This is a genomic window from Bradyrhizobium ivorense (assembly GCF_900696085.1).
GTDB classification, from domain to species: domain Bacteria; phylum Pseudomonadota; class Alphaproteobacteria; order Rhizobiales; family Xanthobacteraceae; genus Bradyrhizobium; species Bradyrhizobium ivorense.
Map to the genome: position 1 here is coordinate 145,174 of NZ_CAADFC020000009.1, position 15,085 is coordinate 160,258.

At 59.4% G+C, this 15,085-nt stretch carries 13 protein-coding genes; 8 read left to right on the forward strand and 5 right to left on the reverse strand.

From position 1 onward, the window contains the following. The first annotated feature begins 26 nt into the window (after positions 1-26). The 4 genes from CI41S_RS13130 (at position 27) to CI41S_RS13145 (ending at position 5,524) form a co-directional block, all read left to right on the forward strand. Complete coding sequence (locus CI41S_RS13130; RefSeq protein ID WP_139481102.1) at positions 27-806, forward strand: DUF5131 family protein; 780 nt, start codon at positions 27-29, stop codon at positions 804-806. Between the two features lie 190 nt (positions 807-996). Further along, positions 997-2,256 carry a three-Cys-motif partner protein TcmP gene (locus tag CI41S_RS13135; RefSeq protein ID WP_139481101.1) on the forward strand — a complete coding sequence of 420 codons (1,260 nt, stop codon included), beginning with the start codon at positions 997-999 and terminating at the stop codon, positions 2,254-2,256. Between the two features lie 302 nt (positions 2,257-2,558). Next, the gene (locus CI41S_RS13140; RefSeq protein ID WP_139859462.1) at positions 2,559-4,469 is read left to right on the forward strand and encodes a ribonuclease H-like domain-containing protein; all 1,911 of its coding nucleotides are present in this window, start codon (positions 2,559-2,561) and stop codon (positions 4,467-4,469) included. Continuing rightward, the gene (locus CI41S_RS13145) at positions 4,454-5,524 is read left to right on the forward strand and encodes an adenylosuccinate synthetase (RefSeq protein ID WP_139481099.1); all 1,071 of its coding nucleotides are present in this window, start codon (positions 4,454-4,456) and stop codon (positions 5,522-5,524) included. Before CI41S_RS13140 ends, CI41S_RS13145 begins: the two co-directional genes overlap by 16 nt. Here the strand turns inward: CI41S_RS13145 and CI41S_RS13150 are convergent. Together CI41S_RS13150 and CI41S_RS13155 are read right to left on the reverse strand one after the other, a co-directional pair. Further along, positions 5,488-6,237, reverse strand: a complete 750-nt coding sequence (locus CI41S_RS13150; RefSeq protein ID WP_139481098.1) for a hypothetical protein — start codon at positions 6,235-6,237, stop codon at positions 5,488-5,490. The two genes, CI41S_RS13145 and CI41S_RS13150, sit on opposite strands and share 37 nt — an antisense overlap. Before the next feature lie 27 nt (positions 6,238-6,264). After that, positions 6,265-7,428: a dCTP deaminase domain-containing protein gene (locus CI41S_RS13155; protein WP_139859464.1), complete on the reverse strand. Its 1,164-nt coding sequence runs from the start codon at positions 7,426-7,428 to the stop codon at positions 6,265-6,267. Positions 7,429-7,524: 96 nt separating this feature from the next. Between CI41S_RS13155 and CI41S_RS13160 the strand changes: the two genes are divergently transcribed. Next, the gene (locus tag CI41S_RS13160; protein ID WP_139859466.1) at positions 7,525-7,773 is read left to right on the forward strand and encodes a hypothetical protein; all 249 of its coding nucleotides are present in this window, start codon (positions 7,525-7,527) and stop codon (positions 7,771-7,773) included. Between the two features lies 1 nt (position 7,774). On the opposite strand, the gene CI41S_RS13165 is transcribed toward CI41S_RS13160, so the two are convergent. Beyond that, complete coding sequence (locus CI41S_RS13165; RefSeq protein WP_139481095.1) at positions 7,775-8,596, reverse strand: 23S rRNA (adenine(2030)-N(6))-methyltransferase RlmJ; 822 nt, start codon at positions 8,594-8,596, stop codon at positions 7,775-7,777. 348 nt (positions 8,597-8,944) lie between these two features. After that, positions 8,945-9,277, reverse strand: a complete 333-nt coding sequence (locus CI41S_RS13170) for a hypothetical protein (protein WP_139481094.1) — start codon at positions 9,275-9,277, stop codon at positions 8,945-8,947. Here CI41S_RS13170 and CI41S_RS13175 point away from each other — a divergent pair. Together CI41S_RS13175 and CI41S_RS13180 are read left to right on the forward strand one after the other, a co-directional pair. Continuing rightward, positions 9,277-10,419 carry a dCTP deaminase domain-containing protein gene (locus tag CI41S_RS13175; RefSeq protein ID WP_139481093.1) on the forward strand — a complete coding sequence of 381 codons (1,143 nt, stop codon included), beginning with the start codon at positions 9,277-9,279 and terminating at the stop codon, positions 10,417-10,419. The genes CI41S_RS13170 and CI41S_RS13175 overlap by 1 nt on opposite strands. 291 nt (positions 10,420-10,710) lie before the next feature. Further along, on the forward strand, positions 10,711-11,991 hold the full coding sequence (locus CI41S_RS13180; RefSeq protein WP_139859468.1) for a hypothetical protein: 1,281 nt from the start codon (positions 10,711-10,713) through the stop codon (positions 11,989-11,991). 180 nt (positions 11,992-12,171) lie between these two features. Here the strand turns inward: CI41S_RS13180 and CI41S_RS45300 are convergent. Continuing rightward, positions 12,172-12,935 (reverse strand): IS5 family transposase gene (locus CI41S_RS45300; RefSeq protein WP_139859470.1). Its coding sequence is split into 2 segments (ribosomal slippage): positions 12,172-12,597 and positions 12,600-12,935, totalling 762 coding nucleotides; the frame shifts between segments, so codons are not numbered across the junction. 849 nt (positions 12,936-13,784) lie between these two features. On the opposite strand from CI41S_RS45300, the gene CI41S_RS13190 reads away from it, so the two are divergent. Further along, positions 13,785-15,035 (forward strand): ABC transporter substrate-binding protein, encoded by a 1,251-nt coding sequence (locus tag CI41S_RS13190; protein ID WP_139486252.1) that lies wholly within the window; start codon positions 13,785-13,787, stop codon positions 15,033-15,035. Positions 15,036-15,085: the final 50 nt, after the last annotated feature.

A 15,085-nucleotide genomic window follows, 5' to 3' on the forward strand; every position in this document is an offset into this window, starting at 1 on the left:
GCTTGCGGTGATATGCGGAGACGGTCATGGCCGAGACACAGATCGAATGGACCGATGCCACCTGGAATCCCGTGGCAGGGTGTTCGATAGTCAGCGCCGGCTGCACCAACTGCTATGCCATGGAGATGGCGAAGCGCCTGCAGGCGATGAGCGTCCCTAAATACAAGGGGCTGACTCGTCGAAGCGGCAAAAGAACCGTTTGGAACGGTGTCGTCCGTGAAGATGCGACGGCACTCGAGATTCCCCTGCGCTGGCGGAAGCCGCGGAAGATATTCGTCAATTCGATGTCGGATCTCTTCCACGATCGCGTTTCAGAGGCTTTCATCCTGAAGGTCTGGGACGTGATGGCTCGCACGCCGCACCACCACTATCAGATCCTCAGCAAGCGCCCCGAGCGCATGGGAAAGTTCGTCGGATCGAAAATCCGGAAGGTGTTGCCGAACGTTTGGCTGGGGACCAGCGTTGAAAACGCTGGCGTGGTTCACCGCATAGATCACCTGCGATCCGCTCCTGCAGCGATCCGGTTCATATCGTTTGAACCTCTGATCGGCTCCGTCGGCCCGGTGAACCTCAGGGGTATCGATTGGGCTATCGTCGGGGGAGAAAGCGGTAAGTCAGCACGCCCGATCCGAGAGGAGTGGATCGACGAAATCTTCGACCGTTGCGCTGTGCATAATACAGCGTTCTTTTTCAAGCAGTGGGGGACTTGGGGGAAGGACAACAAGCGCCGTTCTAAGAAAGCCAACGGGCGTATCTACCGCGACCAAGTTTGGGATCAGATGCCCCTTGCGGCGCCCTTATCTTGACTTCCTGCATGCAATTGCCGCCCGGCGGTAGGGGTTCGAACGGATCGGTTTCGGGCAGGCGGCGGATGAACTGTGGTTGTGCCGCAGGGCGTCTGTGGAAAGTCGGGATGTCCTGAGTCGGGGCTCGGCACGCTAGACGCGAATCGACTAGGTTGATCTTCCGAAAATCCCCGGGAAGAACGTCGGCGATATGAGTGGACAGTACGCCTGGAAGATTGGTCGGCGTCCCCCCATTCTGGGAGAGCATAGCCTCGCCAAGCACGAAATCTTCGAACACTACGTAAAGATCTACATCGATCGCGTCACGCGAAGCCCGGCTCAGACGATGCTCAACCTGACCATCGTCGACGGCTTTTGCGGCGGTGGGCTCTACCGATCGGGATCGAAAGAAGTAGACGGATCTCCCCTCCGGCTTTTGAAAGCCGTCGAAGCCGTGGACGAGGCGCTCGGCTCCGCCCGCTCGAAAGGGTTCAATCTGAGGGTCGACTTCTTTTTCATCGACGAGAAGCGTCACCATATCGAGTTTCTCAACGACGTGCTTCAAAAGCGCGGATACGGATCGAGGCTTGGGCGGGATATCTTTGTTCGCAAGGCCCTCTTTCAGGAGGCGCTTCCCGATATCGTGGCTCACATCCGCAAGAAGGGCACGGCGCAGCGCTCGTTGTTTTTTCTGGACCAATACGGTTGGAGCGATGTCGCTTTGGGGACAATGCGCGAGGTCATGAGCTCGATCGAAAAGCCGGAAATCTTACTGACGTTCGCGGTCGATGCCCTGATCGATTTCCTTTCGGAAAAGACAGGCGAGACGCAGGCGCTCCTCAACGTCGAACTCGAGCGGGAAGATGTCCGCGAGTTGACAGGCATGCGCGATGCCGATGGTTGGCGCTATCTAATTCAAAATGGCCTCTATCGCCACATCCGCGATCGGGCTGGAGCCCGTTTCTACACGCCCTTCTTTATTCGCTCGGTCGAGGCTCACCGATCATATTGGCTATTGCACCTGTCCAACCACCGGCAGGCGAGGGATGAAATGGGAAAGCTGCACTGGCGGCTGAACAACCATTTCCAACATCATGGCGGGGCCGGTTTCCATGCTCTCGGTTTCGATCCGTCGAAGGATTTGCGCCAGGGCATGCTCACGTTCATGTTCGACGATGACGCTAGAAGGCGTTCGGAAGCTGCAGTCCTGGAACAGCTGCCACCCATGATTCATTCAGCCAGCAGGGCGGGGCGCGGCCTCCTTGTGGAGGAGCTATTCGCCGGGAACTGCAATGATACGCCCGTAACTTCGGAAATCCTCCAGAAGCAGCTCGTGCTCCTTCGGGACGAAGGAGAGCTATCGATTATCGCCCCCGACGGCTCCAGAAAGCCGAGAGCAAGAACCATCGGATGGGGAGATCGCTTGTTCTTGCCTGAAGAGCGATCGTTATTCAGTAGGCTGGGTTTCTGAAAAGTTGCGGATTTGAAAAATGCAAGTAATATCAGTGCGTTGTTCTCGCCGGCGCGCCTTCGTCTATATTTCCTGCGGATTGCGCCGATCAGGGCTCGCGGCGCGCGCAAATCCCGGTTAGGAAGCGCAACGCGACGACATATGAGAGGATCGTATCGGAGGCATTTCCGAAGCAATCTCAAACTTCTGTGGAGCCCTTAGGAGTTCCGGGAGTGGGATCAGGAAAGCGACTATCGGCGCAGAACGTTTGGGGATAACTTGACGAAGTCGCGCTGCGGCGCGCGCGAGGGCGGAGCGACATCTTGTTTTCACTATTCGATTCGGAGGGGGTCAATCCGCCGACCTCGCGGACGCGAGCGGTCCTACCCGTCCGCAAGAGTGCCGCGCCCGACGTCAATCTGTCGCCTATCCTCTCGCGGGACGCTCGAGTCCTATTTCTGGACGTCGAGACCACGGGCCTTAGTTGGTTCTACGACGAGATCACGATCATCGGCTGGGCCATCGACGGCACCTACAAGGTCCTGGTGAAGGGCGAGGACCCAGCCCCCCTGCTCAAGGATCTCGCCTCGGCTACCGTTCTGGTGACCTTTAACGGCACTCTGTTCGATCTTCGATTCCTTCAGAAGACGTTCGGCGATCTGGTGCTGCCGGGGATCCATGTCGATCTGCGTTACCTTTCACGCCGGGTCGGACTCGCCGGTGGGCAGAAGAGCATCGAGAGGGAGCTCAAGATCGACTTCCGAAACGATCTCGATGACGTCGATGGCGCTGCGGCCGTGCTTCTGTGGCACGATTACCTGCGCGGAAGCCTGCCGGCGTTGCAGAAGCTCGTCCTGTACAATCGAAGCGACGTCCTTGGTATGGCAGCCATCTTGGACATCGTGATGGCTCGCCTCAATCTGCAGCGTGATTTCTGGCTTCAGCCTCAGGCGTTCGAGGAGATCGCCCGGCGCATCTTCGGTCAACCGGCCCCGATCATCTCGGACCGTGCGCTCCAACCCAGTGTCGTGTTCCGCAGCTTCGCGTCGATCTTCTCTGCTACTCCGGCCGAGCAGGCCCGGATCGTCGGCATCGATTTGACCGGTTCGGAGAAGCGCGGCTCCGGATGGTGTTTTCTAAACGGTGCGGTCGCCGAGACGCTTACGGTGCATACCGATGAGGAAATGGTCGGTCGGATAATCGATCTCAAGCCGGATCTAGTCTCCATCGACTCCCCACTCTCGCTTCCGTTCGGACGCACCGTGGTGACCGACGATGATCCAGGTCGACAGCAGTACGGCATCATGCGCAAGTGCGAACGCGAGTTGAAGCGGCGCGGCGTCAACGTGTATCCGGCGCTGCTGCCGAGCATGCAGGGACTGACAAGGCGCGGCATGTTGCTGGCGGCCAGGATCCGAAGCGAAGGAGTCGCGGTCATCGAAAGCTATCCTGGCGCGGCTCAGGATATCATGGCGATCCCGCGCAAGGGAGCTGGGATCGAATATCTGAAGCGCGGCCTCTCCGATTTCGGTATCGAAGGACGATATGTTTCGGAAGACGTCACGCATGATGAGCTCGACGCAATTACTGCCGCGTTGGTCGGCTCCTTCTTCCTCGCCGGCAAGTACGAAGCACTCTGCGGCCCGACCGAAGGCGCCTTAATCGTGCCGAAGCTGACCGACAGTATCGATGCTCCTCTCGTTGTGGGGATCAGCGGACGCATCTGCTCCGGAAAGACTACCGCCGCCAGGATGCTGGAAGAACAGGGCTTCGCGTACACGCGATTTAGCCTGGTCATAGACGACGAGATCAGGGAAGCGGGACAGACTCCCGATCGCGCGACACGTCAGCAGTTCGGCGAGCGGATCCATAGCGAGAAGGGCCAGAGGTGGCTATGCGAGCGTGTCCTTCAACGCGTGGGAGGCCATAACCTGATCGTGATTGATGGGCTTCGTTTCCCCGAGGACCGGGCGTATTTCGTGGAGACCTTCGGAGCCCGTTTCATCCATCTCCATATTTCCGCATCGGATGAGGTCCGCCGCGACAGATATGCGGAAGATGCATCCGTTTCTTTCGAGTCGGCCGACGATCAGCCGGTCGAGGCCGGTATCGGGCCGCTCGCGAAGTTGGCTCAGATCCATTTGACGAACGAGGGAAGCTTGTCCGAGTTGAAACAGTCGCTAGATCAGGTCATCTCGGAGGTCTCGAAGAGCGGCAAATGCCTGTCTCAGTAATCGTTGGTGGCCAGTACGGTTCGGAAGGAAAAGGCAAGGTCGCGCTCGCGATTGCCCGCGGGAAGGGGGCTCGCTGCGTCATCCGCGTCGGCGGAACCAATTCAGGGCATACGATCGTCGACGAGTGCGGCAAGCCACGTTCCTTCCGTCAGTTGCCAGCGTCCGTCTTCGCAAAGGATACGATCGCGGTACTCCCGCCTGGGGCCCTCATCGACGCCGAAATATTCGAGAGGGAAGTCGCCGAACTCGGGTTGGGGCCGGACCGCGTCAAGGTCAGCCCATTTGCGAGCTTGATCTCCGCGGAGGATCGTGAGGCGGAAAGATCGAGCGGGCTCGTCGATCGGATCGGTTCGACCGGATCGGGAACGGGTGCCGCGCTGGTACGCCGGATCGGCCGGGCCTCAACGGTTCGTCTGGCGGAGGATGAACCGAAGTTGGGGCCCTATCTCGATGATACCGCTCAGCTGATGCGCGACCTTCTGGCCAAGGGGCAACGCATCGTCATCGAAGGATCGCAGGGATTCGGGCTTTCCGTGCTCCATGGAGGCTTCTACCCGCATGCGACCAGCCGGGACACAATAGCCGCCGCGTTCGTCTCGGAGGCTGGTCTGAGCCCATTAGACGTCGACGAGATCGTGCTCGTCTTGCGCGCTCACCCGATCCGGGTAGCAGGTAATTCCGGCCAGCTCGAGGCTGAGATGAGTTGGAAGGAACTCGCGATCGAAGCGGGCCTTGCCGAGGACTATAGAGAGCTTACCACCGCGACGAAAAAAGTCCGACGTATCGGCCGTTTCGAGGTCGACGTCGTACGAAGGGCCGTCGCCGCAAATCAGCCCACCTCGATCGTTCTGAACCATCTCGACTATGTCGATCCTGCCCTCGCCAAAGGCAAGCGAAGCGGCCTTGCGCGCGATTTTGTTGCGCGCGTGGAATCGCGGATTGGAGCAGCGGTGACGATGGTCGGATTCGGACCCGATTCGTTGGAACCGAGATCCGTTCTCGAAAAGGATGGCCGAACTCAACCCACCTCGAGGCAGTCCCTCAAAGCCGTCTGAGAAATCCGTTCGATCGAAGCGGCCAGGACGTGCGCGTGCTCGTTCTGAGCCACAATCCAAAAATGTCGACACGATCCGCGACGCGCCAAGAAATGTCGAAGGAGCGGAGCATCGGGAAATCGCTCGCGGAATTTCGCCTTCAGTATGTCGGCTTGACGCGCGACCGTCGCCGTCCGGTTGAGATGGTGATAGATGATCAGCGAATGTCCGGCATCCCAGAAATCGGCAACTTCGTTCCAGAAAACATATTTTCCGCTCTTTGGAGAGTGCCGTTGGACCGATGCCGTCTCTAGTCCGTTGTCCGGATCGAGAAAGACGAGCTGGTGATCCTTCGCACTGGCCAACGCCTTCCTGAGCCAACTTGCGCGCTGTCGGGCCCTTGCCGCACGAGGAAGTCTAATCTCGCTCTTCCGGTCAGAAATGATCTTGTCGAAGAAGGACGTGTCCGGGGGCAAAATTCGCGATCTGGCGATTGCCCGAACGTTCCTTCGGTTGTTACTCACGATCTTCTCAAGCGCAGCGTGCAGGTCGGGATCCAGCCTGGCGAGACTTGGATCCTTGAGATAACTGACATGGCGACCATCTGAATTATGATCCTCGTCCGAGAACAGATACCAGATCACGGCCATTCGGAGCCTGGTGTGTTCAGCGATCGCGCGAAGCAAGGCGAATTTCGCGAAGTCTCCAACGTCTCCGACGTATCGATTTTGCATGGGTGCGTCTCTAGCAATTCGACCGGACTACGGTCTGCCCGCAGGAACGGTCCCGAGTTGCTTCTTCAAGACGTCGTTCTCCTTCTCCAAAGCCGTGACCCGCTGCTCCAGCGATTTGGCGATCGAAATCGCATCTGATACATCTTTTCCCACTCCGGTCACCTTGGCGACACGCTCGTCCAGGGTCTTGAAGGAGGGCGGCACTATCCACTGCACGGCGACTGCCGCAAGCAGAGCGATGCCGAGGCAGAAGGCTAGACTGCCATACCAATAGTTCCTCAAGAAGCGTCGAACCTCGCGCGCCGTCTGTGCGAGGACCGTCGGATAGCGATCGAGATGCAGCCGGGCCAGGCGAAATTGAAGATGCGCGAAATAAGCCATCAGAAACGCCGCGACGGCGAGGCCCAGCGTTATAGGGCCCAACAGTGTCGCATACTCGTCGAGTGCGTTCGCTCCGGCTTTCGAGTAGATCGCCAAAAGCGTTAGTGCCATGGCGAACACCGCAAAGGATATTTGAGTGAATTGAATGAACCGCCCCTCCAACGTCTTCACAGACTCCTCGAACTCCTCGATCTTTCTACCGGCGCGCGTGAACAAGGCGCTTTGGAAGTCGATGATCTCGAACTCCTCAAGGATCACGCGTTTGGGCGGCTGAGGATATCGGACGAGTTCGTCCTTCGGCTTGCCCGGGTCGAAATGCGTCGTCCGGGAAAAGTCCATGAGCGCCAGCTCTTGACCCTTGTACAATGTGACGGGCTTGTCCGAGAGATTGTAGATGGGGCAGAAGAGGTACCCGGCGTAGCCCGGATCGACCTGTGGTCCTCCGACCCACAGCAGCCCGGCATAGGCATGTTTCACTCGGATGTTCCACCGCGCGATCATGAAGCGCGGTAGCCGCACCCTCTCTCCGGTCTTGATGACCGCTACCTCGAACGGCTGGATCGTGATGTGGCTCTCCAGCGGCAGGTACCGGCCCGACATGAAGTATTCCTCGCCCACCGTGAGCTCGTAGCCGGCGGGCTTGAGCAGCTCTTTCTTGAACGGCTCGATCATGTGGTGGTTTTGGGCGAAATAAGTGATCTGGTCACTCAGAAGGATGCCAGGCGAGCCCTGGATCGGATCCACTTCCAAGACCGGATACTTCGTGATTTCGGCAAGCTCGTCAGCCCGCTTTTTAGCCAGATCTGCCACTAAACCTCCCGTTGATCGGAATCGTCGGACCGGTATACTACGGAGATGGTTATCAGGAGAATATTGACCGCCATAATCGGTCGGACCACCATCGCGATGGACACGATCGAGAAAAATGCTCCGCCCGACCAAGGCGTCTATCATCAACTGCCCCCGAGGACGTGGCGGAGAGCCGCCAGGTTGATCGAGCGTTTTGGCGCGGATGAAGCTCTGGCGGAGCTCGATCGGCGCGCGGAAAGTTGCGTGGATCGACGGGATGTGCCTTCGGCGATACGCTGGCGCAACGTGATGGCGGCCATTCATGCGATAAGTTCGGATGAGGGCGTCAAGAGCCGGATGAACTAGCCTAGCGCGGCCTGACCCACCATTCGGTGGAGTATCCGGATCCGCATTCCTCGAAAACCGGCACGAGAGCCTTGCAGATCGCGTGAACGTTCTTCTCGAATTGCCAAGGTGGATTGCAGATCACCAAGCCGCTTCCGATCAGTCCTTCCCGGCTCTTCGCATATGCGAGGAATTCGACGCAAAACGTCGGGACCGCCTCGCTGAGAAGTTTCTTGAACTTGGCGATCTGACTGCGTCCTGTGATCGGGTACCAGAGGGCGTAAGTACCAGTCGGCCATTTACGGAAGGCCGCATTGAGCGCCGCGGCTGCAAGCGAGAGCTCATCCGGTTTCTCGAACGGGGGATCCAGGAAGACCAGCCCGCGCCTCTCCTTGGGTGGAACGAACGCGTGCACCGCAGCGAATCCTTCTCGCTGGTGGACCCCGACGCGGCCGTCGCCTTCCATGGCTTCCTTGAGCCGCGCGGCTGGTCTGGCTTCCAACTCGCAGGCGACCAAGCGATCTTCGCTCCGAAGCAGATGACGTATGATTGCCGGTGAACCCGGATAAACCTTTAGCCCGCCTGGATTGAAGTGCTCGATGACGCCGAGATATCGTTGCAGGGCTCGCGTCCGCTTTGGATAAACCAGTCGGATTCCACGATCAGCCTCGCCCGTTCGCATAGCTTCGGGTGATTCCAGGTCATAGAGACCAGACCCCGCGTGGGTGTCGACGACGCAGATCGGCTTCGGCTTCAACTGAAGGTGATCGATCAGCGCGCAGAGCAAGGCATGTTTGAAGACCTCTGAATGATTGCCTGCATGAAAGTCGTGACGATAGTTCATGACGTTGCTAACTCTGCCTTTGGATACGCGGGAATCGGGTCGACCGCGTCATCAATTCGACCCTCGGCCTCGCCCTTACCTCGCCAGAAACCGCTCCGCCCGGCAAGACTCTCTTGCGCGACGCTGATGGCAACTTGAGCGATCATCACCAGAGGTCGGACAATGCAGCCCGGGCCGGAGTCGAAACCGATGGAGGGGGCAGAAGGGACCAGCTTCCGGCCGGACGCCGCTTGTCTCATCGGCGTCATCGGGCGAGATAGCCGGGCCAGGGACGATGCGCGTAAGCTCCGCGGGCGAGCCTCTCATCGTGGCGCGAATGCCATCAGCTACGTGGAGCCCCCATTCAGATCAGGGAGACGCCCGCAGAACGGCCGACGCGATGTCGAGCACGCGGGATGAAAGCGAGCAGAGAAGGAAGAAGCCAAAAAGCGCGAGTATCGCTCCGGGGGCGCTCCGGACCAGGAGCAAATGAATAAGCTCGGTCCTCGCTCTCGATCTGTTTTCTTCACGTGCCTCGGCCTTTTCTTCGGCCGCTCGCGTTGGCAAAATCCGCAACATGGCTTCGACGTCATCCCGCACGTTGCGCAGAAGGGTGGCGCCGACGTATGACACCACCGTAGCGCCGACGATGCCGATCGACATCGCGAGAAATAGTGTTGCTTCCTGCATGAGGACCTTCAATGCCGCCTCCTAGCCATAACCCGCCTGCGCCGGACCAGACCGACACGCTGACTTTCATGGCGGAGGTCGAGTTTGCTGACACGGAACCTGTAGCCGAAATTCGCGCGGCTCGATACCGGAAGAAGGACGTGGACATCGATCCATTTCCAGATATCCCGCCGGCGCTTTTGTCGTCCGAGCACGTCAAGGCCTATGTCCGCCAGACCGGGATGATACACCCGTTCTCCGAAGGCCACCTCAAGTCTGCCTCGTACGAGGTCAAGCCAGGCGGACGCTTCATCTATTGGGATGAAAGCGGTAACAAGATATCCACGCTTGTGGCGAAGGACGGCACCATCACGCTGCCGCCAAATTCCATTAGTTTCGTTCAGATCGACACTACATTCCGCCTCCCTCAGTACATCGCAGTCCGTTTCAACCTGCGCATAACGCATGTGCATAGAGGTCTTCTGCTCGGTACGGGCCCGCTCGTCGATCCTGGCTTTCACGGAAAACTGCTTATCCCGCTTCACAACCTAACGTCGGATGAGTACACCATCCGAGGCGACGAGGGACTGATATGGATGGAATTCACGAAAACCTCGCACGAGGCGCAGCGTGGTTTCGTCAAGGACTTCGTTCCCGAGGAGTTCGAGAAGACCGATCCGACCAAGAACTTCCAGCCTCCAGAGTACTACTTTGACCGCGCGAGCAAGAACCGGCCGATCAGAAGCTCAATCCCCGACGTAGTCGCGGAGGCTCGTTCTCAGGCAAAGGAGGCGGTGGACGCGGCGAGGAGAGCTGAGCGATCGAACACAATCTTCGTAGGAGGCGGGTTGCTGGCTGTCGCTGGTCTAGTCGTGGGCTTGTTCTCCTTTTTCGAATCCGTTAAGGCGAATGCGATAGCTGCCTACACTCTCGCGACGACCGTTTCTACCGCCGCGATGCAGGCCGGTACCGACGCGAAAAAAGCGCAAGACGATGTGAAGGACATCCGTAACACCGTCGACGCCAACAGCGTTAGGATTTCCGCGGATGAGGTACGACGCTTGCGCGAGCAGCTCGACGACACCCGGGTAGAAGTCCAGGTTCTACGCCGTGAAATGGATCGCATAATTGAACGGAGCGGGGCCAAGACGAAGGGCGTGGACGAAGCCAAGTAATTGTTGAGAACTTGGCGCCGCTGCGAATCGAGGCCACAGCGGGAGACCTTGGTTATGCAACTTCGAGGCAGGCGGTAGTACCCCAGACGCAAGCCGAACATGACGGGATTGCTCTGCGCAGGGCTGCGGCGGGACAAGCTTCCGCGGTGATCATGTAGCTTGAGGCGGTCTTCCGGAACCGCATTTGGAGATAATAATCGCGCCCTCAAGCGATCCATTGCGACTCAGATGGCTGCCATGGCATTGGCGGAGAGGCAAACTAGGGCGGTTCTGATAGCTGGGCGAGTTTCGATGGCAGATGGTAGCGAAACGACGACCGAAGATTTTGCAGGCAACGAACAAAATACCATCTTCACGATCTCGATCCCGGACCTTCGCGAAGCATCCGACGAGATGATAGCCCAATTCGCGCGTGATCGCGATGGGCGTTGGAGCGCCCAGACCAAGGACTTGCTGCTCCAGTTTCAAACGACGCGACACGATTTGAATAGCTCGTGGGCCTGCACCTGGGCGGGGTGGAGATGTCCGTGTTGCGGACGCGGAAAAGCGCAAATCGCTCGTCTGAGCCCCGGCGGCGTCCTCCTCTGCCGTCTGGAGTTTCATCACGACCATCTTTCCGATCGGGCCAAACGAGTATTCCGCGACGACAATCCCCGAGGCGACGATCGTGAGGCGAATATTCAATCCGACCGAGCCCAGAAAGCACTTATGGTGTTCGTTGAGCGTTTCGAAGAAACACTCATCTGCATCGACTGCAATCTCTCGGAAGGAAAGGCCAAGGTAGAATTGGTCCGTGAGATCGACCCTGATTCTACGTTCACGCCTTCGGAGATCGCCTCGTTTATCGAGGTCGCGCCCAATCGTCTCCACGAAGTCGATTTCGATAGGACCCGTGCGACTTGGCTGTCGGTCAGGGACGACGTCGCAGAGCGTCTAGATTTCGCGTCGCGGATGGCGAAGAGGGTCGCTGCGGGCCGTCATCGCCGTGAGGTAGCCCCTGGGAAAAAGCGTGACGTCGTCTTCTCACAGTTCTTGCGAGCGGCGCCGAGAAGCTATCGCTACGATATCGGATTTGTTCTCGAGGCCCGTTCGACTGCGAATGACAGCGCGGGAACCTCGCCGAGGCCCAAGCAGAAAACTCGGGGAATTGCGCCCTCCGACGAAGAATTCGCAGAGTTCGATCGCGCTCAGCAGCAGCAAAAATCTTGGGCTAGGGTCGGCGAGGATTGGTCCTGCATCGGCTGCCATCGGTCCAAGCGTGAAATTGTCCTCAGATCCAACAGCGGGAGGTGGACTGGACAAATACATATGGTTACTGAGTACGAGCGAGAGGACCGCGAGGAAAGGTTGGCGTCGCCATCGGGGCGCTCCGTCCTGGTTGCCGATGCAACCAGCGACGAACGTCTTGTCCCAGCGCTCGCAACCGCCCCCGATGTGCTGTCGACCAAGATCCACATTGCACGTTGGAGCCCGGACCTCATTGGAGACCGCAACACCCCGGTCCTGGTCAACTGGCTCGCAAAGGCCGCCGAGGACGCAAGCCATGGTGTCTCGAGTGGCTCACCGCCGTGATTCTCACGCAGTCCAATCGGATCATGGCGGCATTCCCGGCAACAACGTCCCGGGGGAACCAACGCAAGACATTTGGCCCACTCGGTAGCCAATCGCTGAGGCCCCTTTCGCGCGAAACGTAGCGTAGCGGCTGTCGTCGTTGGGACCGCGCTCAGGGCCCGCTCTAGGTGGTGTGGACACTTACCGCAGCCAGAGAATGATGGCTGCGAGGGTGACGACCGCCCGATAATTTCGAGCGGTCTTTTCGAAGCGGGTTGCGACGCGGCGGAATTGCTTGAGCTTTGAGAAGCAGCATTCGACGAGGTGACGCTGGGTATAGAGACACTTGTCGAGCGGATGCTTGAGCGCTCGTGGCGGGTTGTTGGGGATGACGGCGAGCGCCCCTTTGGCTGCGATGGCTTGGCGTAAGTGATCGGCGTCATAGGCCGTGTCGCCCATGACCACCTCGGCAGGCAACCCTTCGATCAATTCGGCAGCTTGCGGTGCATCGCCCTTCTGACCCGCGGTGATCGTGAACCGTACGGGACATCCCAAGCCGCGAACGGCCATATGTATCTTGGTGCTCAGGCCGCCGCGCGAACGGCCAATCGCCTGATCTTCAGACCCCCTTTTTTGGCCCCGGCAGCATGCTGATGGGCTCGGACGATGGTGGAATCGACGATCAAATATTCGAAGTCGGGGTCATCGGACATCGCCTCGAAGATGCGGCACCAGACGCCTTTGGCGCTCCATCGACTGAAGCGCCGGAACACGCTGTTCCAGTCTCCGAACGCCTCCGGAAGATCACGCCAGGGAGCGCCCGTACGCACGATCCAAAGCACACCCTCCACGAACATCCGATTGTCGCGGCCGGTCGAGCCCTTCTGGTCAGGCCGGCCTATGATCAGCGGCGCCATCCGCTCCCACGCCGCGTCGCTCAACACCAGCCGATCCATCACACCCAAGACTGCCTCCCCAAAAGCAATCTTGAATCTGATTTGCCCCTAAAAGGGAATCCCTAGAGTCCACACCACCTAGTGGTAGGTGTCTCTCAGTGAGAGGTAGTTCTCTTGCTGATGACGGTGACAACCAAGCCCAGTCTCGCCGGGGCGAGCACGTATAAGCCGTAACCCATCGCGCAGGGAAAGCCGGAGTATCCGGTTTCACCTGTGGTCCTACCCCGGTGCTTTTTGTTGCACCGGGCCCATGGGTGCGATCGGCACCCGGCTTTCCCTGCGCCCTCAGTTCAAGGAGAGGGCGGAACGAGATGCAAAGCTCGGGCGAAACGCGCCGCGAGAATGCGAAACCGTATCCATCCACAGCTGTCATCGCCCGGCTCGACCGGGCGATCCAGTACGCCGCGGCCTCTCGGCTCCATCACCACTGCCTCTGGAATACTGGATCACCCGCCTTCGCGGGTGATGACATCGAGTAGTTGTTTGACAGTTGAATCAGATCGATACCGTCATCCTGAGGTGCGAGCTCTTGCGAGCCTCGAAGGATGAATCGGCCCCGCTGGTGGCCGTCGATCCTTCGAGGCTCGCAAGAGCTCGCACCTCCAGCGACAAAGGCGAAGCCTTTGCGCGGGGATGACGGGACTGATAGTGGCGCGCCGTGCCGGAATGACCAGTCCCCTCACCCGCCGCGACATTGCGCCGCTGACCTCGTTGCGGCGCAACAATCAAAATGAGACTGCCCGTCAAACCACAACGCGGCGACGACATCCGCGCCGTGCCCGCCTTCGGCTAGCCTTGCGCGCAACAACCGGACGTCCGCACTCAAGGCGCACCGGCGACAACACCATGGAGGGAGCGATGTTGAAAGGCAGTGTGGGACTGATTGCGCTGGGCAGCCTGTTGCTTTCGGGAACGGCGTTCGCCCAGGAAAAGATCAAGGTCGGCGTCACCGCGACGCTCGAGGGCACCTACACCGTGCTCGGCGAGGACGGCATCCGCGGCTTCCAGACCGCGCTCAACGTGCTCGGCAAGAAGGTCGGCGACAAGGAACTCGAATTCGTCATTGCCTCGACCGACGCGACGCCGGACTCCGCGGTGCGCGCGGTGCGCAAGCTGATCGAGCAGGACAAGGTGCAGATCCTGCTGTCGCCGCTGTCCGGCGACGAAGGCATCGCGGTGAAGAACTTCGCCAAGACCAAACCCGATCTGACCTTCGTCAACGCCGCCTCGGGCGCGCAGGAGACGACCTACGTCGATCCGGCGCCGAATTTCTTCCGCTACAACATGGACGGCGCGCAGTGGCAGGTCGGCCTTGGCAAATACGCCTATGACACCAAGGGCTATCGCAAGATCGCAACCGTGGGCGAGGACTATTCCTTCATCTACACCCAGGTGTTCGGCCTGGTGCTGGAATTCTGCGGCGCCGGCGGCCAGGTCACCAACCGGCAATGGGTGCCGCTCGGCACCAAGGATTTTGCCTCTGTGATCGCCGCGCTGCCCGACGATGTCGACGCGATCTATCTCGGGCTCGGCGGCGCCGACGCGGTCAACTTCCTCAACCAGTACCAGCAGGCCGGCGGCAAGGCGCATCTGATGGGCGGCTCGATCATGATCGACCAGACCATCCTGTCGTCGAAGGGCAGCGCCAAGAACGCGCTGGTCGGCACCATCGCGGCGAGCGGCCAGGCCGACACCTGGGAGGACCCGGGCTGGCAGAAGTTCGTCAAGGCCTACCAGGACTCCTTCCCGGAGAACAAACGCTTCCCGAGCCCGTCGCTGCTCGCGACCAACTATTACGGTTCGACGATGGCGCTGATCCAGGCGCTGCGCCAGGTCAATGGCGACCTCTCCAACAACCAGGCCAAGCTGAAGGAGGCGCTGGCCAAGATCGAGATCGACGCGCCGAACGGCAAGATCAAGCTCGACTCCAACCGCCAGGCAATCGGAACCAACTTCGTCACCGAGGTGGTCGACGACGGCAAGGGCGCGCTGTTCTCCAAGGTCGTCAAGGTGATCCCGAACGTCAACCAGACCCTCGGCTACGATCCGGCGGTGTTCGCCAAGATCGGGCTGCCGAGCCGCACGGTTCCTGAGTGCAAGAAATACTGACGTATTTTTTGCAAGTTTTTGTGCACGTGCGAGCAGGCCGGCCGTGACAG

Excerpts from the sequence above, each read along its gene's own strand:
- CI41S_RS13130 (WP_139481102.1), top strand. The coding sequence starts at position 27 with ATGGCCGAGACACAGATCGAATGGACCGATGCCACCTGGAATCCCGTG.
- CI41S_RS13135 (WP_139481101.1), top strand. The coding sequence starts at position 997 with ATGAGTGGACAGTACGCCTGGAAGATTGGTCGGCGTCCCCCCATTCTG.
- CI41S_RS13145 (WP_139481099.1), top strand. The coding sequence starts at position 4,454 with ATGCCTGTCTCAGTAATCGTTGGTGGCCAGTACGGTTCGGAAGGAAAA.
- CI41S_RS13150 (WP_139481098.1), bottom strand. The coding sequence starts at position 6,237 with ATGCAAAATCGATACGTCGGAGACGTTGGAGACTTCGCGAAATTCGCC.
- CI41S_RS13160 (WP_139859466.1), top strand. The coding sequence starts at position 7,525 with ATGGACACGATCGAGAAAAATGCTCCGCCCGACCAAGGCGTCTATCAT.
- CI41S_RS13165 (WP_139481095.1), bottom strand. The coding sequence starts at position 8,596 with ATGAACTATCGTCACGACTTTCATGCAGGCAATCATTCAGAGGTCTTC.
- CI41S_RS13175 (WP_139481093.1), top strand. The coding sequence starts at position 9,277 with ATGCCGCCTCCTAGCCATAACCCGCCTGCGCCGGACCAGACCGACACG.
- CI41S_RS13180 (WP_139859468.1), top strand. The coding sequence starts at position 10,711 with ATGGCAGATGGTAGCGAAACGACGACCGAAGATTTTGCAGGCAACGAA.
- CI41S_RS13190 (WP_139486252.1), top strand. The coding sequence starts at position 13,785 with ATGTTGAAAGGCAGTGTGGGACTGATTGCGCTGGGCAGCCTGTTGCTT.